Raw genomic sequence first — 25,086 nt, forward strand, 5'->3', positions numbered from 1 at the left:
GCGATGCTTCCTCGCAGCCCGCCGTCACACCAACCCGGACACGACGAACACAAACCAGGCGACGATCGGGCCGATGATCGCGATCAGGGCGCTATAGATCAGCAGCTGTCGAAGCACCTGCTCACGCCTGTCATCCGGCGCGTTGGCGACGACAAGCGCGCCATTGGTGGAGAATGGGCTGGTATCGACGATCGTCGTCGAGATCGCGATCGCCGCGACCACGCCGATGGCGCTGACGTGTCCTTGCAGGAGGAATGGAACGGCAAGCGGGATGATCGCGCCGAGCAGCGCGGTCGAGGATGCAAAGGCCGAGACGATGGCACCGGTAAAGCAAAGCAGGAGCGCCACCAGCAGCGGCATGCCGAGACTGGATATACCGTTCGCCACGTAGTCGACAGTCCCGGCCTTCTCCATGACGCCGACATAGGTGATGATGCCTGATATCAGCAGCACGGTCGACCAGCTGACCTTGTCGATTGCCGCCTTCTGGGTCTTCGGTGACAGCAGCGCCAGGGCGACAGCCACGGTCATGGCGACGAGGCCGACATTGAACTTGAAAACCAGGGCGCCGATACCGAGCGCCGTCAGGCCGATCAAAGTGGTAATTCTCTCATTGTTCAGGCGCAACGTCGTCGCGGTATCGGCCGCCGTGCCATAGGCATGCTCCCTGATCGGTTTTGCCGGCGTGCCGCCGTGACCTCTGATCGACGCCGATACGCCCTCGGGATGGAGTTCGGGCAAGGGGCCAAGCGATGCGGCGTCCTGCTTCATCACCTTTGCGCCGCCGAAAATGAAGAAGACCAGCACCGCGATCGCCAGGTTGAAGAAGAAGCTGGAGAGAAACAGCGAGGTCGGCGCGAAAGGCAGGCCGGCCTTCGCAACGATCTGGTTGGTGATTCCGCCATAGATGCTGATCGGCGAAAATCCGCCCGCCTGCGCGCCGTGGATCACCATCAGACCCATCATGACCGGGTGAATGCGGTACTGCACGGCAAAGCTCAACGCGACGGGTGCGAGAATGGCGACCGCAGCAGGCCCAAGTGCACCGAAACCGGTAATGATGGCGGCGACCAGGAACATCACCCAGGGAATCAAGCCGATCCGCCCGCGCACCAGACGGACGGCACATTCGACGAGCCAGTCGATCGTGCCGTTGATCTGCGCTATGGCGAAGAGGTAGGTGACGGCGACGAGCGTCAGGAACAGGTCACTCGGAAAGCCGGCGAAAATGTCGGTGGTTTTCATCCCGATGACCATCGAGCCGAGCACGAAGGCGCCGGCAAAGGCGAGCGCACCCATGTTGATTGGCTGGATCGTCGCAATGATGAACATGGCGACCAGCAGGCCTATGGCCAGTAGTTCAATACCCATGATTCCCCTCCCTCCGACGCCTCCAGCGCCGTAGTTGTTGTGTTCAAGACTGATGCTGGATGTCGGCGCACCCTCCTCCCAGAGGGCGCAGCCGTCTTACTTCCTGGTATAAAGATCGGCGTATTGCTGCCGCAGGATGTTTTTCTGAACCTTGCCCATCGTGTTGCGCGGCAGGTCCTCGGCAAAGATGATGCGCTTGGGTTGTTTGTAGCGGGCGAGACGTTGCTGGAGGGCGCTGACGATGGTCTTTTCATCGAGGACAGCGCCGGGTTTGCGCACGACGACAGCCGTTACGCCTTCTCCGAAATCGGGATGCGGCACGCCGATCACAGCACTCTCGACCACACCCTCGATCTGGTCGATCTCGCCTTCGACCTCTTTCGGATAGATGTTGTATCCACCGGAAATCACAAGATCCTTGCCGCGGCCGACGATGTGGACATAGCCGTCCCGGTCGATCTTGCCGAGATCGCCGCTGATGAAGAAACCGTCGGCGGTAAATTCGGCCGCCGTCTTTTCCGGCATGCGCCAATAACCCTTGAAGACGTTCGGCCCCTTGATCTCGATCATGCCGGTTTCTTCAGGCGGCAGCACGAGCCCGCTGGCGGGATCGGTGACGCGCACCGTCACATCAGGCAGCGGGAAACCGACCGTTCCGGCAATGCGTTTCCCCTCATAGGGGTTCGACGTGTTCATATTGGTTTCCGTCATGCCGTAGCGCTCGAGAATGGCGTGACCGGTGCGCGCCTGGAACTCGGTATGGGTTTCGGCAAGCAGGGGAGCCGAACCGGAAATGAACAGGCGGATATTGGCGACCGCTTGTTCGTCGAGGCGCGGACTTTGCAGCAGGCGCACGTAGAAGGTCGGCACGCCCATCAGCATGGTTGCCTGCGGCATCAGCGAAACGACCTCGCCGGCGTCGAATTTCGACAGCAGAAACATCGAGGCGCCGGCGAGCAGCGTGACATTCGTGGCGACGAACAGCCCGTGCGTGTGGAAGATCGGCAAGGCATGGATCAGCCGGTCGCCTGATGTGACGCGCCAATAATCCCGCAAGGTCAGGGCGTTCGAGAGCAGGTTCCCATGGGTGAGCATCGCCCCCTTGGAACGTCCGGTCGTTCCCGACGTGTAGAGGATCGCAGCCAGATCATCGGCGGCGCGCGAGGCATCGACAAAGTCGGCCGGCTCGTCGCGTGCCAGATCCAGCAACGAGCCGCTGCCATCGGCATCGAGCGTTTCGACGATCGCGCCGTGGGGCTTGGCGATCGTCTCCACGCCTTCCCGGGCAGCCGGCGCAACAACCACCAAACGCGGCTCCGCATCGCCGATAAAATAATCGAGCTCGGCCAGCGTATAGGCGGTGTTGAGCGGCAGGTAGACGGCGCCGGTTCGAAGACAGGCGAGATAGAGGATCAATGCCTCGGGGCTCTTCTCGACTTGCACCGCCACCCGGTCGCCGGGGCGAATGCCGAGCGCGTCCATCGCGCCGGCAATGCGGCCAGAAAGAGCGAAGGCGTCATCATAGGTCCATGTGCGCGTACTATCGATCCGGATGAACGGTGCGTCACCGGGCGCAGCCGCCCGCATGGCGTCGAAAAGATGGTTGCTCACTTTCGCCCTCCTCCAAGCGTTGAGTTCACTATTTGTTGGAATGGCCGGGAGCCTTGCTGGCCATTGCCGCCGCGGCGGCTTTCTTCGTTCTGGCTGAGCAGGCTTTTGACGGCAGGCGAGGCAATCACTTCGCCGCGCTGCGCTAAGGCCTCGTGGTTGGCCACGATATCGTCGAGCTTGTAGAGGTAGTTGACCATCAGACCATGGGCCTGCTGCATCGCCTTGGCCGAGCGGTCGCCTAGAAAATTCAGTCTTTCCAGTCGAGCGCCGTTGCCGAGATGGAAGCGGGCGACAGGATCGACGGGGCGGCCCTCCGGCGTCCGTTCGGTCAGGAAATAGCGCGCTGCAAGCGGCAGCAACACGCGCTCCACTTCGGCTGCCGTCTTCTCGTTGTCGGGCCAGTTCGGGTCGTCCAGCGCCGTCAGCGTTTCCGGGCGCGCCTTGGCAAGCCAACGGGCAAAACCCGGCACGGGCGACAGCGTGACGAAATTCTTCAGACCGGGCAGGTCTCTGCGCAGGTCTTCCACGACCTGCTTAATCAGGAAGTTGCCGAACGAGATTCCGCGCAGGCCATCCTGGCAGTTGGAGATCGAATAGAAGACAGCCGTCGTCGCCTCGTCGGCATTGATCTGCTCCCTGCCCTCGACGAGCACATCGCCGATCGCGCTCGGCACCGATCGTGTGAGGGCCACCTCGACGAACACCAGCGGCTCGTCAACCAGCCGGGGGTGGAAGAAGGCAAAGCATCGGCGGTCGGCCGGCGCCAAACGACGGCGCAACTCCTCCCAGCCGGCGATCTCGTGCACGGCTTCGTATTTGATGATCTTTTCAAGGATGTAGGCCGGTGTCGACCAGTCGATGGGCCGCAGCGTCAGAAAGCCGCGATTGAACCAGGAGCCGAACAGATGCGTGAAGTCGGCGTCAAGCGCGTGATAACCTTCGGATTGGTCTTTGGAAGCCAGCAGCTGCTCACGCATCCGGACAAGCTTGGCGGTGCCGTTCGGCGCGTGGTTCAATCGGCGCAGAAGCTCCTGTCGCCGCGGCTCGGCTGCCTGGTGGAGAGCAATGACCGCGGCAGAGCTTTTATCGGTGCGGTAGTTTTCGATCGCCTGGTCGAGCCTGGCCGTGTCGGGGCCGAACTTTTCATGCAGCATATCGAGGAATGCCTGCGCGCCTTCGCTTTCGAGCGCCCCCCAGCGATCGAGGATCTCGGCGGCAAGCGCCATGCCCGAGGCTTCGCCCCGGCTCGATAGCAGCATTTCACAGAGTGTCTGAAGATCGGCCTTGGCTGCGACCTGCGTGGCGCGCGAGCCGGAAAACAGAAGCTGGCGTCCGCGATCGGTGATGCTCTGCAGCATGTCGGTGAAGAAGGAAGCCTCAGACATGCCATTCTCCTCTCTTCGCTGGTCTCTTCTGTGGGGCCGGCTGGTTTCGCGGGCTGCTTTGACGGCTGCTTCCCATTGTCGGGTTTCACCGGTAGTATATAGAATGCCATTCTTCGTACACTAGATCAATGATCGTGTATACAAGAATTACGTTTATGTATGAAGGAAGTGAGACGAATGTCCGAGAATGTCGGCCGATGGCTTCGTGATGAGATTGAAAACTCAATTCTTTCCAACGAGTTCTCCCCCGGTGAGCGGCTCGACGAAATGGTGCTTGCGACGCGTTTCGGTGTCTCCCGCACGCCGGTGCGCGAGGCGCTGATGCAGCTTGATGCGATCGGCCTCATCGAAATTCGACCGCGCAGAGGCGCCATCGTCATCGATCCGGGGCCGCACCGCGTCTATGAAATGTTCGAGGTTATGGCCGAATTGGAGGGCCTGGCCGGATCGCTCGCCGCACGACGGCTGGACAAGGCCTCCCGGGAAGCGATCACGGCCACCCACAGCCGCTGCGAGCAATCAGCTGCGGCCGGCGACAGCGACGCCTATTATTACGACAATGAGGAATTCCATAAGGCCATCTATGCAGCCGGCCGAAGCGATTTCCTTGAGGAGCAATGTGTGCATTTGCACCGCCGCCTGCGGCCTTATCGCCGCCTCCAGCTGCGCGTGCGCAACCGCCTGTCGACGTCCTTCTCAGAACATTGCGCCATCGTCGATGCGATCTTTGCCGGAGATGGAGACGAGGCCCGCCGGCTGCTGCGGACGCATGTCGGCATTCAGGGCGAGAGGTTCAGCGATCTGGTCGCGAGCATGGCGGCCAGATGATTGGACCGCGTGACATAAGCAGGATCGCGTTGATTTGCTGTCCGTGACGGAGATTAAGACCGCTGCACGATCCCTTATTTAGCTTTGCGCGGATTCTGGCTCATCCAGTCGCTTCAGAGATCAGACCGGGAGCAACTCCAAAATCGGCTTACTTGCTGTCGACTTTCTCGAGGAAGGCTGGAAACGTCCGAGAGACCTCGTTTCCGTCCGGAAAGCGTTCGGTCACAACCGTAAATCTGATCCAGCCCTTCCATCCTATAAGACCGGTGCGCTTCGGCGCGATCACCACTACCACGATGTCTTCATTCGGAACGACATGAACGGCACGAACTCCTGGACCAGGCTCTGAGTGCAGCACTGCGAGTACCTTTCCGCCCCCCGGCTTGGCACCCGCATAGATGGGAGAACCGTCACCTAGCGGTGCGATTGCGCTTATAAAGCGCGTGCTGACGTAACCCTCGCCGTTGAAGAAGAGAGGACCTTGATAGGGACGGGGAGGCTCATCATCGCTCCAAGCAGCGCTGACGGACACAAGTAACAGGGCAGTAGCGAGTATTGAAATTCGCTTCACCGAACGGCTCCTCTCGAAGATTGGTTGGAACAATTGACATGGAGCTCAAACCTTTGGAAGAACCTTTCGAACGACGAATTAATCACCACCGCAGCCGCGAGGATAGGAATGAGGAATCTCTTGATGTGTGTCCTTGCGGGAACGGTGCTTATGAGCGTTGGAGCCGCCAAAGCCACTGACGATCTCAAGGGCTTCGAATTGGACAGTTCATTTGTCGAAGCTCGACGGAACGCCGAGTCGAACGGTTGGAGCCTTCAGCCGCTATCATCTGAACTACCTCACCAACGGGTTGTTCGAGACACGAATCTCCGTCTGTTCGTTTGTGAGGACAGAGTCGCCTCGATACTAACGCTCCAGAGTGGCGGACTTGATGACTTCGCTGCATTAGTCATGCGGCGCCAGATCGAGATGGGTGACCCCCGAACCCAGATCGTATCTTTTATGGCCGGCTCAAAGCGTATTTCGACAATTACGTCCCGTTTCTCTGACGCAGTGGGGAGAGAGATATCCGTGCAGTTAACCAGCATTGCCGGCGCCCCAAGTATTTCTACGAATTACTCGTCAAATACTCGTTGCCCGGAAGAAAAGTGACTTCGATGACTGGGCTACGCCGTCGGTATCACCTATCTGCGTCCGCGCGGGAAAAGGCGTGTCATCTGCTAGATAATTTCGCACGGCCTCGGCAGCGAAATCGATTTTAGAAAGCACATCCCGCCGCCCGCATAACGCCCTAATCCAAAAAGCGATAAAGCCAGTCGCGCGTTTCCTCCGGCAGCGAAGCCGGCGACTGGTCCTCGCGGGTGCGGGCCTGCCAGATGATCTCGACCTCGGCGGCACGCTCCTCCCCGGTGTCGATCGAAATGAGGAAGCCGATGGAATGCATGCCGATCTTGTCGATGGTGGCGGTGAAGGTTGCCGGCTCGTCATAGTGCAGCGGACGGTGGAGCATGCAGGAAACCTTGCTGGGGCTATAGACCGGTTCGTCATCGACATCGGGCCGTGACGACCAGAAGCTCGCAAGGACGGATTCGGCATAGGAAATATAGGAGGCCAGAAACATCCGGCCGTTCATATCGACATCGCGAAACGGCACGCGTATTTCCGCCACATCCGGGCGTTTCGACTGACTCATCAACAGATCTGCCCTACTGAGTTCCCCACAGCAACACTACTGCATAATTTCTTATACCGGAACCGGCTTAAGGATAAAATTACACAATAGTTCAAAGTGTTACAGTATCCTTTGCACACCTTAAAAGATGCCGCGCCGCTGCAATGGACCGGCTCGACGGAAACGGCGCAAATGAAACAGTGTAGTAGGCCAACTGTCGGAGGGCGCGGCAAGAGCACTTGTTGAAATCGTCAGGCGATGCCCCATCTGCTGTGGCACATGACATAAGCGACCGATAGAGTGTCTTCATGAGCACCCGTCTTTATGAACACCCGATCTTCCTGGAACATGTGACGCCCGCCGGCCATCCGGAGAGATCGGACAGGATCCGCGCCATCAATGTCGCGCTGGAACATCCGAATTTCGAGCGGCTGGAGCGCCGGCAGGCGCCGCAGGCGAATGAGGATGCGGTGCTGCTGGCCCATCCCGAAGAACATCTGATCGCCGTCATGCGAGAGATCCCCGAGGAAGAGGGTGAGATCAACCAGATCGAAGCCGATACCTATGCCAGCAGCAAAAGCCTGCAGGCGGCGCTGACCGGCATTGGCGGGGCAATGGCGGCGGTCGACGACGTCTTTACCGGCCGGGCCGACAATGTCTTCGTCGCCGCCCGCCCGCCGGGGCACCATGCCGAGAAGATGACGGCGATGGGCTTCTGCTTCTTCAACAATGCGGCGATCGCCGCCCGGCATGCGCAGAAAACGCATGGCGCCGAGCGCATCGCCATCGTCGACTGGGACGTGCACCACGGCAACGGCACGCAGGATATCTTCTGGGACGATCCTTCCGTGCTGTTCTGCTCGACGCATCAGATGCCGCTCTATCCCGGCACCGGCGCCAAGGATGAGAAGGGCACGCACAACACCATCGTCAATGCGCCGCTGTCGCCGAATGTCGGCAGCGACCATTTTCGCGAGGCGTTCAAATCGCGCGTGCTGCCCGCGCTTGACGATTTTCGGCCGGACCTCATCATCATCTCCGCCGGCTTCGACGCGCATCACCGCGACCCCTTAGCGCAGATCAATCTGACCGGCGAGGATTTCGACTGGGCGACCGGGCGCGTGCTGGAACTGGCGGACCGGTACGCGAAGAACCGGGTCGTCAGCCTGCTCGAAGGCGGTTATGATCTCGAGGGACTCGCCGAATCGGCGGGCATGCATATTCTGAGAATGATGAAGGGTTGAGAATGACTGACAGCGCCAAGCCGGAGGTGTCCGGCCTTTCCTTCGAAAAGGCAGTTGCCGAACTCGAAAGCATCGTCGCCCGGCTGGAACGCGGCGATGTGGCGCTGGATGAATCGATCGAGATCTATGAGCGCGGTGAAGCGCTGAAGAAACATTGCGAGACCCTGCTTTCGGCCGCCGAGAACCGCATCGAGAAGATCCGGCTCGACCGCGCCGGCAAGCCGCAGGGCGTCGAGCCGCTCGACGGCGCCTGAGACAGCAAACTCCCTTTTGAAGATGCTTGGCTATCGGCTTCGGACCGATCTATGATCCCATCCAAAACGATGAGGGGACAAGGAAATGTCGGACAGATTGAAGGGCAAGGTCGCCATTATCTCGGGCGGCGCGACCGGCATGGGCGGCGCCGCCTCGAAGCTTTTTGCGGCGGAAGGCGCGCGTGTTGCGATCATCGACCGCAATGGCGATGCAGCCGCAGAGACCGTGAAGCAGATCCGCGATGCCGGCGGCGAGGCCGATTGCTGGACGGCCGATGTCTCGGACGAATCCGCCGTCAATGCCGCCGTCGCAGGCGTCGAGGCGCGTTACGGCGCGGTGACCGTGCTCTTCAATCATGCCGGGACGATCGTCATCAAACCGTTTCTCGAAACAACCGTCGAGGAATGGGACTGGCTGCACGCCGTCAATGTGCGCTCGATGTTTTTGATGACCAAGGCCGTGCTGCCGAAGATGATTGCAAGCAGCGGCGGGTCGATCGTCTGCACCTCGTCGATCTCGGCGGTCGCCGCCACGCCGATGGAAGTGCTTTACGACACGACCAAGGGTGCCGTGCATATGTTTGCCCGCGCCATCGCGGTGGAATTCCGCGACCGCAACATCCGCTGCAACGCAGTCTGCCCCGGCTTCATCCGCACGCCGCATGGCTTGCGCGAGGTGGCCGACCTGCAGGCGCTCGGCGTCGATGTTTCGGATGCGGCCATTGCCGCCCAGCAGGGGCGGATCGGCGAGCCCGAAGACGTCGCGCGGGCCGCCCTTTATCTGGCCAGCGACGAGTCGAGCTTCGTCAACGGCGCCCATCTCTTCGTCGACAACGGTTTTACCGCGATCTGAGCCCCGCCGCGCATCCGATTGGACACGCCGCGCGCTTTCAAGTGCTGGAGCGTCCTTTGTGCGTCCGATTGGACGCGCGGCGCTCCAGGCGCTATCTGTGGTCAATGACGCTCGGCACTGCAGCGATCGGAGATCCCCATGTCCTTCTTTCCCGGTAAAGACCCCCTGCCCGGCGATGCTTTCGCCTGCGATGCGATCGAGAACCTGATCATCCCGCGCACCAGCGATATCGGCGGTTTCCAGGTGCGCCGCGCTCTGCCGAGCCGGCAGCGGCGGCTCGTCGGGCCGTTCATCTTCTTCGACCGGATGGGCCCGGCGATCCTGAAGCCGGACGAGGCGCTCGACGTCAAGCCGCATCCGCATATCGGGCTGTCGACGGTCACCTATCTGTTTGACGGCGAGATCCGCCATCGCGACAGCCTCGGCACCGAAAAGGTCATCCGTCCCGGCGATATCAACCTGATGACGGCCGGCCGCGGCATCGTCCATTCCGAGCGCACGCCCGACAATCTGCGTGGCCATCCGCTGCTGATGTCGGGGCTGCAGACCTGGCTGGCGCTGCCCGACGACAAGGAGGAGATCGATCCCGCCTTCGCCCATACGGAAAAATCCGCCATGCCGCTGATCGAGACGGCAGGCGTGCGCGGCCGTGTGGTCATCGGTTCGTTCGAAGGCATGACATCGCCGGTCGGCGTTTTCTCCGACACGCTCTATGTCGATCTCGACCTGCAGGCCGGCGCCAAATTTCCCTTCGGCGCTGCGCATGAGGAGCGCGCCGTCTATGTGTTGTCGGGCGAGGTCGTCATATCAGGCGATCGTTTTGCCGCCGACCAGCTGCTGGTCTTCCGGCCGGGCGATGCGATCACGCTGGAAGCCGGCCGCGATGGCTGTCACCTGATGCTCTTCGGGGGCGCGGCGCTCAATTCGAAACGTTATATCTGGTGGAATTTCGTCTCCTCCTCGAAGGAGCGGATCGAACAGGCCAAGGAGGAATGGCGCACCGGCCGCTTCGATATCGTTCCGGGTGATGAAGAGGAATTCGTGCCTTTGCCGGAAGGCTAAATGGATCCCGATGATCCGAATCCTCCGGATCGGATCGAGAAATAGAGCTGGATCTCCGCCGAAAACCGCTCACACTTTTCGGCACCATGCTTTAACAGTGGGAGCATGATGTTATCCGAAAACCGCTCACACTTTTCGGCATCATGCTCTAAGGTAAAAACCTTCGGTTCCTGAAATGCACTTGTTTTGCCGCAATCTAATCGAATAAAGCGGAACAAGGAAAAGCAAGAAAGAGCGCCCGCCCGTGACACAACTGCCGAAGACCCCCCTGCTCGACCAGGTCATCTATCCCGCCGACCTGCGCAAGCTCGAGGATCGCGACCTGCCGCAGCTTGCCCGCGAAGTCCGGGACGAAATGATCGATGCGGTGTCGCGCACCGGCGGCCATCTGGGCGCCGGTCTCGGCGTCGTCGAATTGACGATCGCCATCCACAGCGTCTTCGACACACCTGATGATCGGCTGATCTTCGATGTCGGCCATCAATGTTATCCGCACAAGATTCTCACCGGCCGGCGTGACCGCATCCGGACGCTGCGCCAGGAAGACGGGCTGTCCGGCTTCACCCGCCGGGCGGAAAGCGAATATGATCCCTTCGGCGCGGCGCATTCCTCGACCTCGATCTCGGCCGGCCTCGGCATGGCGATTGCCGCCGACCTCGACAAATCAGACCGCCGCGTCATCGCCGTCATCGGCGACGGGGCGATGTCGGCCGGCATGGCCTATGAGGCGCTGAACAATGCCGGCGCACTCGATGCGCGCCTGATCGTCATCCTCAACGACAACGACATGTCGATCGCGCCGCCGACGGGCGCCATGAGCGCCTATCTCGCGCGCCTTGCCTCGGGGCGCACCTATATGGGCTTTCGTGACTTCGGCAAGAAGCTGACGGCCTATCTCGGCAAGAATATCGACCGGGCGATCACCCGCGCCGTCGAGCATGCGCGCGGCTACGTCACCGGCGGCACGATGTTCGAGGAGATGGGCTTTTATCATATCGGCCCGATCGACGGGCATTCCTTCGACCACCTGCTGCCCGTGTTGCGCAACGTGCGCGACAATGGGCGCGGACCGGTGCTGATCCATGTCGTTACCCAGAAGGGCAAGGGCTATCCGCCGGCGGAAGCCGCGGCCGATAAATATCACGGCGTCAACAAATTCGACGTCATCACCGGCGCCCAGGCAAGGGTGAAGCCGAATGCGCCGAGCTATACCAGCGTCTTTGCCGAAGCGCTGGTGCAGGAAGCCGCCCTCGACGACAAGATCGTCGGCATCACCGCCGCCATGCCAAACGGCACCGGCCTCGACAAGCTCGCCGAGGCCTATCCGTCGCGCTGTTTCGACGTCGGTATTGCCGAACAGCATGCTGTGACCTTCGCCGCCGGCCTGGCAGCGGAAGGCTACAAGCCGTTCGCGGCCCTCTATTCCACCTTCCTGCAGCGCGCCTACGACCAGGTCGTGCACGATGTGGCGATCCAGGGCTTGCCGGTACGTTTCCCGATCGACCGTGCCGGCTTCGTCGGCGCCGACGGGCCGACCCATGCCGGCTCCTTCGACACCGCCTTCCTCACCACCCTGCCCGGCTTCGTGGTGATGGCGGCGGCCGACGAGGCCGAACTCAAGCACATGGTGCGCACGGCCGTCGCCTATGATGGCGGACCGATCTCGTTCCGCTATCCGCGCGGTGAAGGCGTCGGCGTCGACATGCCGGCGCGCGGCGAAATCCTGCAGATCGGCAAGGGCCGCATCGTCAAGGAAGGCACCAAGGTGGCGCTGCTCTCCTTCGGCACCCGGCTTGCCGATTGTCTGCTGGCCGCCGAGGATCTCGATGCCGCCGGGCTTTCGACGACGGTCGCCGATGCGCGTTTCGCCAAGCCGCTCGACCGTGATCTGATCCGCCAGCTTGCCCGCCACCATGAGATCGTGATCACCGTCGAGGAAGGCTCGATCGGCGGCTTCGGCAGCCACGTGATGCACTTCCTCGCCACCGAAGGCCTGCTCGACAACGGCCTGAAGTTGCGCTCGCTTGTGATGCCCGACATCTGGATGGAACAGGCCAAGCCCGAAGCCATGAACGCCCACGCCGGCCTCGACCGCGCCGGCATCGTCTCGACGGTGTTCAGGGCGCTGGGGCGCGGCGTTGCGGTTGGGGTTGCGGGATAGGTGAATTGCGAGGGTGGTGCCGTGTGATGGCCCCTCATCCGCCTGCCGGCACCTTCTCCCCGTAAACGGGGCGAAGGGAATATGCCGCGACCTCTCTGTCCCTCGCCAACGTCTTGCAGGGCAAGTCCCCTCGCCCCGTTTACGGGGAGAGGGTTAGGGTGAGGGGCAGCCACCTGCTCCCACTCATGCCGCTCAGCCCAACAAGAAAGGCGGCGCATCACTGCACCGCCCTCTTCATTTAACGTCCCCAAGAAGGGCGCTCTCTCAGAACTCCGTCCAGTCTTCCTTCACGGCCGCAGCACTCGCCTGTCTTCCGCCGAAGGCCTTGGCGACGGTGCGGGTCAGGGCGTGGGCCGGGGAGGCGACCGGCCGGGAGCTCGTGCCGGCAACGCTTGCGCGCGGCGCCGGGGCCGCCTGGCCGAGCTTGAACTGGCGCAGCAATTCTTCGAGAGCGTTTGCCTCCTGGGCGAGCGCATGGCTTGCCGCGGTCTGCTCCTCGACCATGGCGGCGTTCTGCTGCGTGCCCTGGTCCATGTTGTTGACGGCGGTGTTGATCTCCTGCAGGCCGATCGACTGTTCGCGCGTGGCAGTGACGATGGCGCTGACGTGGTGGTTGATCTCCTGCACCTCGGAGACGATGACCTCCAGCGCCTTGCCGGTCTCGCCGACGAGGCCGACGCCGGCAACGACTTGTTCGCCCGAGGTGGTGATCAGCGCCTTGATCTCCTTGGCGGCCTTAGCCGAGCGCTGAGCGAGCTCGCGCACTTCCTGGGCGACGACGGCAAAGCCCTTGCCGGCATCACCGGCACGGGCGGCTTCGACGCCGGCGTTCAGAGCCAAAAGGTTGGTCTGGAAGGCGATGTCGTCGATGACGCCGATGATGTTGGAAATTTCGCCCGAGGACTTCTCGATCTGCTGCATGGCGGAGACGGCCTTGCGGACGACCTCGCCTGACTTTTCAGCGCCGAGGCGGGCGCGCTCGACGAGATTGCCGACATCCTCGGCGCGCTTGGCGCTGTCGCGGACGGTTGTTGTCACTTCCTCAAGCGCTGCTGCGGTCTGTTCGACGGCGGCAGCCTGCTGCTCGGTGCGGTGGGCAAGATCGTCGGCGGCCGAGCGGATTTCGCCGGCGCCGGCATTGATCGCCGAAGCGTTGCGGCCGACCGATTGCAGTGCTGCCTGCAGCTTTTCGACAGCATGGTTGAAGTCATTGCGCAGGCTGTCATATTGCGACGCGAACGGCGTCTGGAGACGCCCGGCCATATCGCCATTGGCAAGCTCGGCAAGGCCGCCCGCCAGAGCGTCGATTGCATAGCGGATCTCGCCTTCCTCGCGCGCCTTCTGCTCGTCGCCTGCCCGGCGCTGGCGTTCGGCGTCGTCGCGCATGCGGTCGGTCTCGCCGGCAAGACGCAGCTTCTCGATCGCCGCCTGCTTGAAGACCAGGACGGATTGAGCCATGCGGCCGATTTCGTCGCCGCGGTCGGTCGCGGGAACCTCGATGTCGTTCTGACCGCCGGCGAGGCGATCCATGGCCGCAGTCATGCCGACGACCGGGCGGACGATGGTGCGCGACATCAGCCAGGCGAGAACGGCAGCGGCAAGCGAGGCGAGGATGCCGCCGGCAAGCAGCGTCGTCTTCAGATCGCTGTTGGCATCGGCGCGGATCTCGGCGAGCGCGTTCGACTTTTCACGCGCGGTGGCCTTGATCTTGGCTGAGGCCTGGCGGAACCCGTCGAGCTGGCCCTTGGTGGCGTTGACGCCGATCTTGACGACCTCTTCGATCGGCATGTCGGTTTCCTTGCGAGCCTTGGTCTGCGGCTCGGCAAGTTCGTGGAAATAGAGGTCGGCGGCCTTCTGCATGCCGTCGATCATCTCGACCAGCTGCGGCTCGCCGGCGGCCGTCTGCTTGGCAGCGGCAATCGCCTTCAGCATGCGCTCGCGGTTGGTGAAGACATCGCCATAGGTGCTGTCGCTGCGGAAGAGGATGAAGCCACGCAGGTTGACGGCCTGCTCCAGCATTGCCTGCAGCGCATCGTCGATCTGGTTGACGAGCAGCTCGGACTTTTCTTGCTCAGCAGAAGCGGCCGCGGACGCCGTCGCCTTGGAATAAACGAAAGCGGAAATGGCGACGAAAATGAGAATGAGGGCTGCGAACGTGGCCGCAAGTTTACCGTTCAAGGATATGTTTTTGGCGGACATCGGTGATTTCTCCTGACGACAGTCGACGCGGCGAAAGGCAGGTCGCACGAGACGCAACCGCCGGAATGTTTGAACTTGAGAACATGATCGGCGTGGAAACGCTTGCGCCTTCATGGCGCCGAGCGGCTTGGATGAACCGCTACAATCACGCTGAACCTATATGGCCAGGCTTTAAATTTGTTTAAATTTGTGCACCGCAACAGCGGCCGGGCCTACGGATTATTGTGCCGTTTCTGGAGGATTGAGGATCAGGATGTCGAAATCCTTTGCGGGATCGAAATCCTGGGCCGTCATCCGGAAGGTGGTCGGGCCGATCTTCTGAACATTGCTGCCGCAGAAGCTGATGAGGCTGCCGGGCTTGCCCTTGTCGATCGTCAGCTGGAAGCGCTTGATCGGCCCCGCCCAGTTGGCGCCGGTCGACAGCACATAGGAGATCCAGCTTTCGGTATAGTTGGCACCTCCGGCCTCGGCTTCCCGCGCACGCTGCTGGGCAACCCTGACGAAATCTCCGTCGAGGCAGTATTTGCGGGAATATTCCTCGAAGCGCTCACCCTTCGGCTCGCCACCTTCGAGAAAGCTGATGGCGACGGTGCCGCCGACGGCCGGCTTGTAACGGTGCGCGACGCTGACTTTCTTCTTTGCCGGGAAGGTGGTGCGCCACCAATAGGTCGAGCGCAGCGTCCAGAGCGGCACGAGATCGGCCCCGGCGGCATCGCCGGCGCCCATGGGATAGACGAGGCCGCGGGCGATCCAGTCCTTGCGGACGGTTTCGGGGAGCTTGGCAAGCGCCTTGGTCGTCTTCTGGCTATAGGGCAGGACGGGAATGCCCTGCTTGGTGAACTCGTCAGTCACGTCGATGCCGAGCGAGACGACGCGCTGCTGCAGCTTGGCGGTGATCGGGCTGCCGTCCTGCACGGTGGAAAAATGCAGGAAATTATCGCTGTCATAATCGGAGATGGCGGAATTGTTGTCGACCTGACCTGATATGTCAGGCATCGGAAATGCGACCAGGCTTTCGACATCCTTGTCGGAGCTGTTCTCGAAGACGTAGTCGACACGCACTTCCGAAGCGGAGATGAAGAGATCCTCTTCCGCCATGCTGACATCGTCGGATTGGGCAAAGATCAGCCCGCCGGTCTTGACCTCGGCCATAGTGTCGTTCGCGAGCGCGGGCGATGCGATCCCCGCCGCGACAAGAAGAGTGAAGAGCTTCAGCATGGAACACCCCCGTGTCTGCGGCACGCCCCGCGATCGCCGCGGGAGGATTATCGCCGAAAGCTTTTGAGCGTCAATGACGGTCTTGGGAACAAAATGCTTGCAACCGGCGGCTTTGCCGGTCATGCACAGCCGATGTCAGATCAAAACACCCAACGTCTCGACCAGCTTCTCGTCTCTCTCGGCCTCTTTGCCAGCCGCTCGCGCGCCCGCGACGCCGTGCAGCGCGGCACCGTCAGGATCGGCGGCCAGGTGGTTACGAAGGCCGGCGCGCTGTTTGGCGCGGACGCGGCCATCGAGATCGACGATCCGGCGCAGGACTATGTCTCGCGCGCCGCACTGAAGCTTGCCGCAGCACTCGACCATTTCCGGCTCGATCCTGCCGGCCATCACTGTCTCGATGTCGGTGCCTCCACCGGCGGCTTCACCGAGGTGCTGCTGCAGCGGGGCGCTGCGCATGTCACCGCGATCGATGTCGGTCATGGGCAGATGCATCCGCGCATATCAAGCGATCCACGGGTGACGAACAGGGAAGGCCTCAACGCCCGCAACCTGACGGCAGGGGATATCGGCCATCCCGCGACATTCATCGTTTCCGACGTCTCCTTCATCACGCTGAGGCTGGCGCTTGCGCCGGCACTTGAGATCGCCGAACCGGGCGCCGTCGCCGTGCTGCTGGTCAAGCCGCAGTTCGAGGCCGGGCGCGAGGCGATCGGCAAGGGCGGGATGCTGAAGGACCCCTCGTCTGCTCCCGCCGTCGCGGCGGAACTGGAGCGCTGGTTCGTCGAGGACATGGGCTGGAAAAGCCTCGGCCTCATCCCCTCCCCGATTTCCGGCGGCGACGGCAATCAAGAATTCCTTCTGGCAGGATTGAAACCGTGAGCACCGAAACCGTCACGATCGAGAAGCTCGGCGCCCAGGGCGACGGCATCGCCAGCAGCGCCGGCGGGCCTGTTTATGTGCCCTTTTCCCTGCCCGGGGAAACGGTGGCGATTGCCCGGGTCAAGAGCCAGGGCACGATCATGTCGATCACCACGCCCTCGCCCGACCGGCAGGAGCCGCCCTGCCGGCATTTCGGTCCGGATGGCGTCAACGGCACTTGCGGCGGCTGCACGCTGCAACATATGGCAGATGCGCCCTACCGCGCCTTCAAGCGCCAACTGGTCATCGACGCGCTGAAATCGAAGGGACTGACATCAGAGGTCGGCGAGATCGTTCCGGCCCGGCCGGGCGAACGCCGGCGGGTGGTGTTTGCGGCGCGAAAGACCGAGAAGGACATGCTGGTCGGATTCAACCAGGCCGAAAGCCACCATATCGTCGCCATCGAGGAATGTCCGATCTCGTCGGCAGGGATCATCGCCCGGCTGCCGGCGATCAGGGCGATTGCTGCATCGCTGGCGACCAGTGCCGAACCCTTCCGCGTCGCCGTGCTCGAAACGCTTTCCGGCCTGGACATCTCCGTCGACGACGTGAAGAAACTCTCCGACCCGCAGCGGCGCAAGGCAATCGAGACCGCGCTCAGCCTGCGCGGCATCGCCCGTGTTTCGCTGAACGGCGAAATCCTCGTCGAACCGTCGAAGCCGATGGTCGAATTCGGCGGCGTCCAGGTTTCACCGCCGCCAGGCGGCTTTACCCAGGCGACGAAGCCGGCGGAAGAGGCGATGGCGGAGCTGGTCATAGCCCATGCCGGCAAGTCGAAGCGGATCGCCGATCTCTTTGCCGGCTCCGGCACGTTTTCGCTGCGGCTGGCGCGGATCGGCCGCGTGCACGCCGTCGAAGCCGAGGCAAAGGCGCTCGCAGCACTCGATCATGCCGCGCGCAACACACAAGGGCTGAAGCCGGTTACCATCGAAAAGCGCGATCTCTTTCGCCGTCCTTTGATGACGCCGGAGTTCAAGCCCTATGACGCCGTCGTCTTCGACCCGCCGCGCGCCGGTGCCGAGTTCCAGTGCCAGGAGCTCGCGCGCTCCGGCGTGAAGAAGATCGTGGCCGTCAGCTGCAATCCGCTGACGCTGGCGCGGGATCTCGCGATCCTCGTCGAGGGCGGTTACCGCATTACCGGGGTGACGCCGATCGACCAGTTCCTCTGGACCTCGCATGTCGAGGTGGTGGCGACGCTGGAGAAATAGGCGTGCCTGTCGGAAAGACCAAAAGACGCAACCCCTACTATAACGGCCCCGTGTCCGATCACTTCGACGGCACACATTTCTTCAATCCCGAAGGTATTGAGCCCCTTGGTTTCCGTGATCTGCTGCGGTGGCAATTCGGCGGTGGACGTGAGCGCTGGCCGCAGTCGGTCCCAAGTCCATACCCGGCGGCCAAGCCGGATCCACGCGTAGACGGCGAGGATCTAAGGGTGACCATGGTTGGTCATGCAACAATGCTCGTGCAGGTCGCTGGGCTCAATATCCTCACCGACCCGGTGTGGTCAGAGCGCGCGAGTCCCTTCGCTTTTGCCGGACCCAGGCGCGTCGTCCAACCGGGCATCGCCTTCGATGATCTGCCGCCAATTGATCTCGTGCTGGTATCGCACAATCATTATGATCATCTCGATATCGCAACGCTCAGGCGGTTGGGTGCGAAGCATCGGCCGCGTGTCGTGACGCCACTCGGCAATGACACGATCATTCGCCGCGCCGTGCCCAATATGCAGACGACGTCGGTGGACTGGGGCGAGCGCATTTCGCACGCCGGAATAAGCATTGATGCGGAGCCTGCGCACCATTGGTCCGCTCGCGGAACCGCCGATCGGCGGATGGCACTCTGGGCGTCGTTCGTTTTATCGACTCCAGCCGGAAAAATTTATCACGTCGGAGATACGGGCTTTCACGACGGCATCAATTACAAAGCGGCACAGCAGAAACATGGCGGCTTTCGTTTGGCCATTTTACCCTTCGGCGCCTATGAGCCGCGATGGTTCATGAAAGGGCAGCACCAGAATCCGCAGGAGGCGGTGGCCGGGATGAAGTTGGCAAATGCGGCCTATGTGGCCGGGCATCACTTCGCCACCTTCCAACTGACAAATGAAGCGGTCGATGCGCCGGCAAGAGCGTTGCAAGACGCCATGAGCGAGCACGAGATCCCCCCGGAACGGTTCCGGCCGCTCAGGGCCGGCGAGGTATTCAATGTGCCGGCGGTCTAATCGCTATCCGTTTGCTCCTGGTGTTGGTGTCGATCGCCGCGAAGCGATGCCAGGCGGCGCTCAGCGACGCATGAAGGCTTCGAAGGCGGCCCGCGCCTCGGCACTTTTCAGCCGCGCGGAGAAATAGCGGGCCTCCTCGTCGATGCGGGCGATGATCTCGCCACGATCGCCACGGATGAGATCGCGGGCAATGCGCAGCGCTTCCGGCGGCTTGGCCGCGAGCTTTGCAGCCGTAGCCAAAGTCAGATAATCGACCTCGCCAGGTTCAACGATCTTCCAGACCAGGCCCGCTTCCCTCGCCTCCTCGGCCGAAAATGCTTCGCCGGCCGCCAGCAGGGCGAAGGCGCGCTGATGACCCATCAGCCGCGGCGCGACGAGGCTGGAACCGGCCTCCGGCACCAGCGCCAGATCGACGAAGGGTGTGCGGAACTGGCTGCGGCTGGAGGCGATGGTCAGGTCGCAATGGAGATGGATCGTCGTGCCGATGCCGATCGCCAGGCCGTCGACGCCCGAGACGACGGGTTTTTCGGCATTCACCAGCGCATAGAGGAAATCGAGGATTTCCTGCTCCAGGCCGCGGCCGCCCATCGCGGCAGCAAGAAAATCGTTCAGGTCGTTACCGGCCGAGAAGCAACCTTCGGTGCCGAGCAAAGCGGTGGCGCGGATGCCGGGATCGGCATTGGCCGCATTCAGCGCATCGGCCATTATGCGGTACATGGCGCGGGTGATCGCATTCTTCTTTTCCGGCCGATTGAAGCGGATCAGCTGGACACCGGGATAGGCAGAAGGCTGCTCGACGATGATGTGATCGGTCATAAGGTCTCCTCAGGCAAGCAGGATGCGGGCGGCAGCAAGGCTTGCCGCGCCATTGACGACGCGGTCGCGCAGGGCTGCGGTCTCGGCAAGCAGGTTTTCGGCGGCGAAGCGGCAGAGCGCGATGCGGTTTTCACCTGCCCCATCGGCTGCCTCGGCGAGACCACCCTTGGCAAGATAACAGCCGGTGAGCACCAGCCCGAACAGGCGCTGATAGGGGGTGGCACCCGAGAGCGCCTCGGCGGTGCTGTTCTCGGCAAGCGTCTTCATCAGCCAGGCGGTCGCCTGTTCGAGATCGACGATCGCCGCGTCGAGCCTGACAGCGGTCTCGCCGAAACGATCGAGATTGGAGCGGCGGACGTCGTCGGCGATCTCTCTAAGCTCGGCGATGAAGCCCTTCACCTGATCGCCGCCGGAGAGCGGCAGCTTGCGGGTGACGAGGTCGATCGCCTGGATGCCGTTGGTACCCTCGTAGATCGGGGCGATGCGGGCATCGCGGAGATAACGCGCCGCACCCGTCTCCTCGATGAAACCCATGCCGCCATGCACCTGGATGCCGAGCGAGGCGACGTCGACGCCGGCATCCGTCGAAAAGGATTTGGCAATCGGCGTCAAAAGGGCGGCGCGCTCCTGCCAGTGGCGGCTGGAGTCACCTGCCCGGTGCGACATGTCGATCGCATGGGCGCAGACATAGGAGATGGCGCGCGCCCCTTGCGTCAGCGCCTTCATGGTGAGGAGCATGCGGGCGACATCGGGATGTTCGACGATCGGGCTCATGCCGGCACTGCCTGAACGCGGTGCCCTGCCCTGGGTGCGTTCCCTGGCATAGGCGAGCGCCTTCTGGGTGGCGGCCTCCGCGATCGCCACGCCCTGCATGCCGACGGCAAGGCGGGCATTGTTCATCATCGTGAACATGCAGGCCAGCCCCTTGTTCTCCTCGCCGACCAGCCATCCCACAGCGCCCTTTTCACTGCCGAATTTTCCGTCGCCGTAGATCATCGTGCAGGTCGGCGAGCCATGGATGCCGAGCTTGTGCTCCAGCGAATGGCAGAACAGATCATTGCGGGGCCCAAGCGAGCCGTCGTCGTTCACCAGGAATTTCGGCACCAGGAAGAGCGAGATGCCGCGTGTGCCGGCCGGCGCATCCGGCAGGCGGGCGAGCACCAGATGGATGATGTTGTCGGCCGCGTCATGCTCACCCCAGGTGATGAAAATCTTCTGGCCGAACAGGCGGTAGCTGCCGTCATCGCGGCGCTCGGCGCGGGCTTTCAGCACGCCGAGATCGGAGCCGGCATGCGGCTCCGTCAGGTTCATGGTGCCGGTCCATTCGCCGGAGACCATCTTCTCCAGATATGTGTCTTTCAGCGCAGCACTGCCATGGGAGCTGACCGCCTCGATGGCGCCCATCGTCAGGGTCGGAGCGAGCGCAAAGGCCATGGAACCGGAATTCCACATTTCGAGTGCTGCGACATTCAGCATATGCGGCAAGGCCTGGCCGCCGAAGGCCTCCGGCGCCGTCAGGCCGTTCCAGCCGCCGGCGATCCAATGGCGATAGAGATCGCGCCAGCCATCCGGCAGCCGGACCTCGCCATCGATCAGGCGGGCGCCCTGGCGGTCGCCGATTTCGGCGAGAGGCGCCACTTCCTCTGTGGCAAAACGTCCCGCTTCGGCGAGGATGGCGTCGACCAGATCTTCGCCGAGATCGCCGAGCAGCCCTTTTGAAATCGCCTCGCCCATGCCCGCTACGTGCTTCAACGTGAACGCTATTTCCTCGACGGGCGCCTTGTACATGGTTTTTCCTCCGCAGACCGGCCTCGCGCGCGGCAAAGCTCCTCCGAGGCAAGGGCTAATTGATTTTTACGTAAACGTCAATTTCGATTTCCCTTAGGCGCCATGCGATAATTCGCCTGAGATGGTGCTTTGCTCTTGCACCTTTGGACAAATGGACGTCATGAACAATCTCTAAGGGAAGACATCGCCTTCGCAAAGGACCGGCGAACAATGGACACATTGCCCGTCAACATACCCGGTTTCGTCTGGGGCTATCGCTTCTCGCCCGAAGAAAAGACCGCGGTGCGACTGAACAACAGTGCGACGGTGGCGGAACTGACCGCCGACAATTGTTTCTATTGGCTGCATCTCAACCTTGTCGACGCCCGTGTGCCGGCCCTGCTCGATACGCTGGAGGGGCTGACGGAGGACGCGAAATCGGCGCTGACGACGCGCGACACGCATGCGGCCATCACCGTCGACGAGCAGATGCTCTATGGCACGCTCGTCGACTGTCAGCGCGATTTCGCCGAGGATACCAACAATCTCGGCTGGCTGCATTTCGCCATGTCCGACCGCTTCCTCATCACCACAAGGCTGCAGCCGCTGCGCAGCGTCGAGCGGGCGCGGGCGCTGATCGAGAAGAATCCGGGCAAATTTTCCCGGCCGGTCGATCTCTTCGAACTGCTGGTGATCGAGTTCCAGCGCACGCTGATCGCGATCGTCATCGAGCTCACCGAGGAGCTGAACCAGATCGAGGATATCGTCTACGACAGCGCGCAGCGCGATGAACGCCGACGCCTGGCGCCGGTGCGGCGCACCGTGGTCAGGCTGCATCGGCATCTGCGCACCGTGCTGGCGCTGATGCGCCGGGCGGCGGCGGCCGACGACGACGAGATGCCCTTCGGCTTCGACGACGTGGCGCGGCGGCTGACGAGCCGGCTGGAAACGGTCGACCACGATATCTATGCGCTGCAGGACCGGGCACGCCTGCTGCACGAAGAAATCGATTCGAAACAATCCTCCGAAACCAACCGCCACCTCTATCTGCTGTCGATCATGACGGCCTTCCTGCTGCCGCCGACGCTGGTGACCGGCTTCTTCGGCATGAACACCGCAAACCTGCCCTTCGCCGTCGGCAATTACGGCACGGAATACGCCGTCGCCCTTATCGTCGCTTCCATTGCCTTTGCCTGGTGGCTGCTGCGGCGGGTGGATATTCTTTGAGGTGAAATTTCCGGCATTCTGAGGGCGCGCAGCCCCTCATCCGGCTGCCGCCACCACCGGGGTCGAGCCACGGGTCTCGACCCGTCCTTCGGACCCCCGCGCGCGGGGAGAAGGGGATGTGCCGCCTCATCTCCGTTCCCACCAACCTCTCGCGGGGCACGTCCCCTCTCCCCGTTTTTACGGGGAGAGGGTTAGGGTGAGGGGCAGACGTTTCTTGAGAACAGCACGTTTATCAATACGGCGAATAGCACTGCTGGCGCGGGCCGTTATAGGGCTGGAAGGTGTTGTCGTAGGCGCGATAGGACCGGTAGCGGTTGGCGCACCAGGCGACGTGGCTCGAACCCATGCGGGGCGCAGGCTCGACGTAACGCGGCTGCGCGACGATAGCGCCGCCGATCACCGCGCCGGCGCCGAAGGCGGCGAGCGGATACCAGTAGCCGTTATAACGGCGGTATCCCGGGCGGTAATAGGAATAGCCGCGATAGCCGCCGTAATAACCGGGCCGGTAATAGGCGCCGGGACGATAGCCAGGCCGGTAGCCAGGACGGTAGCCAGGACGGTAACCGGGGCGATAATAGCGGCGGTACTGCACGTTCTCGACGGCGGAGGATTTTTCCACCTGCGGGGCGGTGGGCATCTGGATTGCCTGCGACGGCGCAAAGCCCGTCAGCACCACGGCGGCCGCCAGAACTGCGGTCGCGATCTTGTTACTCAAACCGAACATTCTTCTCTCCCATTCAACAGCGATAACCGCCTGCCTAGCAACGCTTTCGCGCCGGAATGGTTCCGAAAGCGGCCCGGGGCCGGCTGCTCTCCCTTTTAAACAACCTGAACTGAACCGGAGATTAACCGGCGCAGCTAAAGCGCGTCGCGATCTTTCAGATTCGCTGCCACACCTTAGGTCCTAGTTTTCCGATGTCGCTGCCGCAAAACCGCTGCACGTCTTTGCGCGAATGCTTTAGCGAGATCAGGCAACGGCGGAGATTTTCGCCTGGTCGCCCTGCAGACGGTTGACCATGAAGTTCGAATACCATTCGAGGAACTGCATGACGCCGCCCTCGTGCAAGGCGGAATAGGGGCCGGGTTCATAGGCGGGCGAGTGAATGCCGAAGGCGTTTTCCTCGACGATGCGGCGATCCTGATCGTTGGTCTCGGTCCAGACGTGGGTCAGTTCTTCGAGATTATAATCCACGCCTTCGACGGCATCCTTGTGGACGAGCCACTTGGTCGTCACCGCTGTCTCGTTGGCGCTGAGCGGCAGCACGCGGAAGGAGATGGCGTGGTCACCGAGCAGGTGGTTCCACGTCGTCGGGTAGTGGAAGAGCAGCATGGCGCCGATATGGCTGATCGAAATATCGTCGGAGAGCTGGCGCTGGACGGCGCGCTTGCCCGACATGGTGTAGCTCTCGGCATCCTCGATCAGCGGCATGCGGGCGGTGCGGAACTGGCCGTCCGGCGAAATCTGGAACTTGCTCGGCAGGCCGGCGGCCTCGCAGCGCGCCCAATGGCCGGCGATCTCGGGATCGTCGGCGCCGCCATCCGTGCCGGTGACGCTCGGGGCTTCGGGATAGGTGCGGCAGAGCTCGGGATGATTGGCGGCGCAGTGATAGCACTCGCGGTTATTTTCCCAGACAAGCTTCCAGTTGCCCTTCTCGATAATCGTGCTCTGGAAGGCGACCTTGCTCTCACTGATCCGGTGCGGCGCGACATAGGGTTCGATCTTGTCGCGCACCGGCTGGAAATCCGGGGCGGTGTTGGCAAGGCAGATGAAGACATAGCCTGCAACGATCTCGCAATGGACGGGCTTCAGGTTGAAGCCGGTCTTGTCGAAATCATCGCCCATGTGGCGAGCAAAGGCGAGCTTGCCTTCGAGATCATAGGTCCATTGATGATAGGGACAGACGAGACGCACGGAGGAGCCGTGCTCCTTGGTGCAGACGCGCGAGCCGCGATGGCGGCAGCTATTGTGGAAGGCGCGGATGACATTGTCGCGGCCGCGGACGATGACGACAGGATAGCTGCCGATCTGAACGGTGAAATAAGCGCCCGGCTTCGGCAGCTCGCAATCATGGCCGATGAACAGCCAATCGCGATAATAGATCATCTCCATGTCGAGCTGGAAATAATCCTCGTCGATATAGAACGGCTGTTCGAGGCTGAAGCCCTCACGGCGGCTCTTGAGCTGACGCAAAACGTTGCTGCGAATATCCATCTTCATGTCCTCGTGCACCCGGTGCCGCCTTCGAGTGGGAAGGCCGGCGGAAGCGCG

The 25,086-nt window shown here is 62.2% G+C and carries 21 protein-coding genes; 10 read left to right on the top strand and 11 right to left on the bottom strand.

Going from position 1 to position 25,086, the window contains the following annotated elements; translation table 11 throughout:
* Window positions 1–24 precede the first annotated feature (24 nt).
* From ACM5SV_RS29680 to ACM5SV_RS29690, 3 genes are all read right to left on the bottom strand, one after another.
* Entirely contained in the window at window positions 25–1,371 is a 1,347-nt protein-coding gene (locus ACM5SV_RS29680) for an SLC13 family permease (RefSeq protein ID WP_128408036.1), read from the bottom strand.
* A 96-nt stretch (window positions 1,372–1,467) separates the two neighbouring features.
* Window positions 1,468–2,982, bottom strand: coding sequence for a malonate--CoA ligase (locus tag ACM5SV_RS29685; RefSeq protein WP_222015603.1), 1,515 nt, complete (start codon window positions 2,980–2,982; stop codon window positions 1,468–1,470).
* Window positions 2,979–4,367 carry a malonyl-CoA decarboxylase gene (locus tag ACM5SV_RS29690; RefSeq protein ID WP_128408038.1) on the bottom strand — a complete coding sequence of 463 codons (1,389 nt, stop codon included), beginning with the start codon at window positions 4,365–4,367 and terminating at the stop codon, window positions 2,979–2,981. The genes ACM5SV_RS29685 and ACM5SV_RS29690 overlap by 4 nt, the downstream gene beginning before the upstream one ends.
* Window positions 4,368–4,544: 177 nt before the next feature.
* Between ACM5SV_RS29690 and ACM5SV_RS29695 the strand changes: the two genes are divergently transcribed.
* On the top strand, window positions 4,545–5,195 hold the full coding sequence (locus ACM5SV_RS29695) for a GntR family transcriptional regulator (protein WP_222015604.1): 651 nt from the start codon (window positions 4,545–4,547) through the stop codon (window positions 5,193–5,195).
* 148 nt (window positions 5,196–5,343) lie between these two features.
* On the opposite strand, the gene ACM5SV_RS29700 is transcribed toward ACM5SV_RS29695, so the two are convergent.
* Together ACM5SV_RS29700 and ACM5SV_RS29705 are read right to left on the bottom strand one after the other, a co-directional pair.
* Window positions 5,344–5,766 carry a hypothetical protein gene (locus tag ACM5SV_RS29700; protein ID WP_128408040.1) on the bottom strand — a complete coding sequence of 141 codons (423 nt, stop codon included), beginning with the start codon at window positions 5,764–5,766 and terminating at the stop codon, window positions 5,344–5,346.
* 730 nt (window positions 5,767–6,496) lie between these two features.
* The gene (locus tag ACM5SV_RS29705) at window positions 6,497–6,898 is read right to left on the bottom strand and encodes an acyl-CoA thioesterase (protein ID WP_128408041.1); all 402 of its coding nucleotides are present in this window, start codon (window positions 6,896–6,898) and stop codon (window positions 6,497–6,499) included.
* A 287-nt stretch (window positions 6,899–7,185) separates the two neighbouring features.
* Between ACM5SV_RS29705 and ACM5SV_RS29710 the strand changes: the two genes are divergently transcribed.
* The 5 genes from ACM5SV_RS29710 to dxs all read left to right on the top strand — a co-directional run bounded on the left by ACM5SV_RS29710 (window position 7,186) and on the right by dxs (window position 12,451).
* Window positions 7,186–8,121 (top strand): histone deacetylase family protein, encoded by a 936-nt coding sequence (locus ACM5SV_RS29710; protein ID WP_128408042.1) that lies wholly within the window; start codon window positions 7,186–7,188, stop codon window positions 8,119–8,121.
* Between the two features lie 2 nt (window positions 8,122–8,123).
* The gene (locus tag ACM5SV_RS29715) at window positions 8,124–8,375 is read left to right on the top strand and encodes an exodeoxyribonuclease VII small subunit (protein WP_003545921.1); all 252 of its coding nucleotides are present in this window, start codon (window positions 8,124–8,126) and stop codon (window positions 8,373–8,375) included.
* 85 nt (window positions 8,376–8,460) lie between these two features.
* On the top strand, window positions 8,461–9,228 hold the full coding sequence (locus ACM5SV_RS29720; protein WP_128408043.1) for an SDR family NAD(P)-dependent oxidoreductase: 768 nt from the start codon (window positions 8,461–8,463) through the stop codon (window positions 9,226–9,228).
* 138 nt (window positions 9,229–9,366) lie between these two features.
* Window positions 9,367–10,290: a pirin family protein gene (locus ACM5SV_RS29725; RefSeq protein ID WP_222015605.1), complete on the top strand. Its 924-nt coding sequence runs from the start codon at window positions 9,367–9,369 to the stop codon at window positions 10,288–10,290.
* A 244-nt stretch (window positions 10,291–10,534) separates the two neighbouring features.
* Window positions 10,535–12,451, top strand: a complete 1,917-nt coding sequence (dxs, locus tag ACM5SV_RS29730) for a 1-deoxy-D-xylulose-5-phosphate synthase (RefSeq protein WP_221970890.1) — start codon at window positions 10,535–10,537, stop codon at window positions 12,449–12,451.
* A gap of 264 nt (window positions 12,452–12,715) precedes the next feature.
* Here dxs and ACM5SV_RS29735 read toward each other — a convergent pair whose 3' ends face one another.
* Both ACM5SV_RS29735 and ACM5SV_RS29740 read right to left on the bottom strand, forming a co-directional pair.
* Window positions 12,716–14,650: a methyl-accepting chemotaxis protein gene (locus ACM5SV_RS29735; protein ID WP_222015606.1), complete on the bottom strand. Its 1,935-nt coding sequence runs from the start codon at window positions 14,648–14,650 to the stop codon at window positions 12,716–12,718.
* 219 nt (window positions 14,651–14,869) lie between these two features.
* Window positions 14,870–15,868 carry a DUF4424 domain-containing protein gene (locus tag ACM5SV_RS29740; protein ID WP_017993133.1) on the bottom strand — a complete coding sequence of 333 codons (999 nt, stop codon included), beginning with the start codon at window positions 15,866–15,868 and terminating at the stop codon, window positions 14,870–14,872.
* A 93-nt stretch (window positions 15,869–15,961) separates the two neighbouring features.
* Between ACM5SV_RS29740 and ACM5SV_RS29745 the strand changes: the two genes are divergently transcribed.
* Genes ACM5SV_RS29745 through ACM5SV_RS29755 form a run of 3 tightly spaced genes read left to right on the top strand, consistent with a single transcriptional unit; the run spans window position 15,962 to window position 19,007 of the window.
* Window positions 15,962–16,747, top strand: coding sequence for a TlyA family RNA methyltransferase (locus ACM5SV_RS29745; protein ID WP_245460724.1), 786 nt, complete (start codon window positions 15,962–15,964; stop codon window positions 16,745–16,747).
* Window positions 16,744–17,994 carry a class I SAM-dependent RNA methyltransferase gene (locus ACM5SV_RS29750; RefSeq protein ID WP_419425466.1) on the top strand — a complete coding sequence of 417 codons (1,251 nt, stop codon included), beginning with the start codon at window positions 16,744–16,746 and terminating at the stop codon, window positions 17,992–17,994. Before ACM5SV_RS29745 ends, ACM5SV_RS29750 begins: the two co-directional genes overlap by 4 nt.
* Window positions 17,995–17,996: 2 nt before the next feature.
* Window positions 17,997–19,007, top strand: coding sequence for an MBL fold metallo-hydrolase (locus tag ACM5SV_RS29755; RefSeq protein ID WP_222015608.1), 1,011 nt, complete (start codon window positions 17,997–17,999; stop codon window positions 19,005–19,007).
* 60 nt (window positions 19,008–19,067) lie between these two features.
* Here ACM5SV_RS29755 and ACM5SV_RS29760 read toward each other — a convergent pair whose 3' ends face one another.
* Together ACM5SV_RS29760 and ACM5SV_RS29765 are read right to left on the bottom strand one after the other, a co-directional pair.
* On the bottom strand, window positions 19,068–19,823 hold the full coding sequence (locus ACM5SV_RS29760) for a crotonase/enoyl-CoA hydratase family protein (protein ID WP_017993129.1): 756 nt from the start codon (window positions 19,821–19,823) through the stop codon (window positions 19,068–19,070).
* 9 nt (window positions 19,824–19,832) lie between these two features.
* Complete coding sequence (locus ACM5SV_RS29765; RefSeq protein WP_113545798.1) at window positions 19,833–21,611, bottom strand: acyl-CoA dehydrogenase; 1,779 nt, start codon at window positions 21,609–21,611, stop codon at window positions 19,833–19,835.
* 210 nt (window positions 21,612–21,821) lie between these two features.
* On the opposite strand from ACM5SV_RS29765, the gene ACM5SV_RS29770 reads away from it, so the two are divergent.
* On the top strand, window positions 21,822–22,817 hold the full coding sequence (locus tag ACM5SV_RS29770) for a transporter (RefSeq protein ID WP_113545797.1): 996 nt from the start codon (window positions 21,822–21,824) through the stop codon (window positions 22,815–22,817).
* Between the two features lie 232 nt (window positions 22,818–23,049).
* Here ACM5SV_RS29770 and ACM5SV_RS29775 read toward each other — a convergent pair whose 3' ends face one another.
* Together ACM5SV_RS29775 and ACM5SV_RS29780 are read right to left on the bottom strand one after the other, a co-directional pair.
* Window positions 23,050–23,541: a BA14K family protein gene (locus ACM5SV_RS29775; protein WP_222015610.1), complete on the bottom strand. Its 492-nt coding sequence runs from the start codon at window positions 23,539–23,541 to the stop codon at window positions 23,050–23,052.
* 243 nt (window positions 23,542–23,784) lie between these two features.
* Window positions 23,785–25,029: an aromatic ring-hydroxylating oxygenase subunit alpha gene (locus ACM5SV_RS29780; protein WP_012756275.1), complete on the bottom strand. Its 1,245-nt coding sequence runs from the start codon at window positions 25,027–25,029 to the stop codon at window positions 23,785–23,787.
* Window positions 25,030–25,086 lie beyond the last annotated feature (57 nt).

The organism is Rhizobium sp. CRRU65, assembly GCF_048551595.1.
Lineage (GTDB): Bacteria > Pseudomonadota > Alphaproteobacteria > Rhizobiales > Rhizobiaceae > Rhizobium > Rhizobium leguminosarum_J.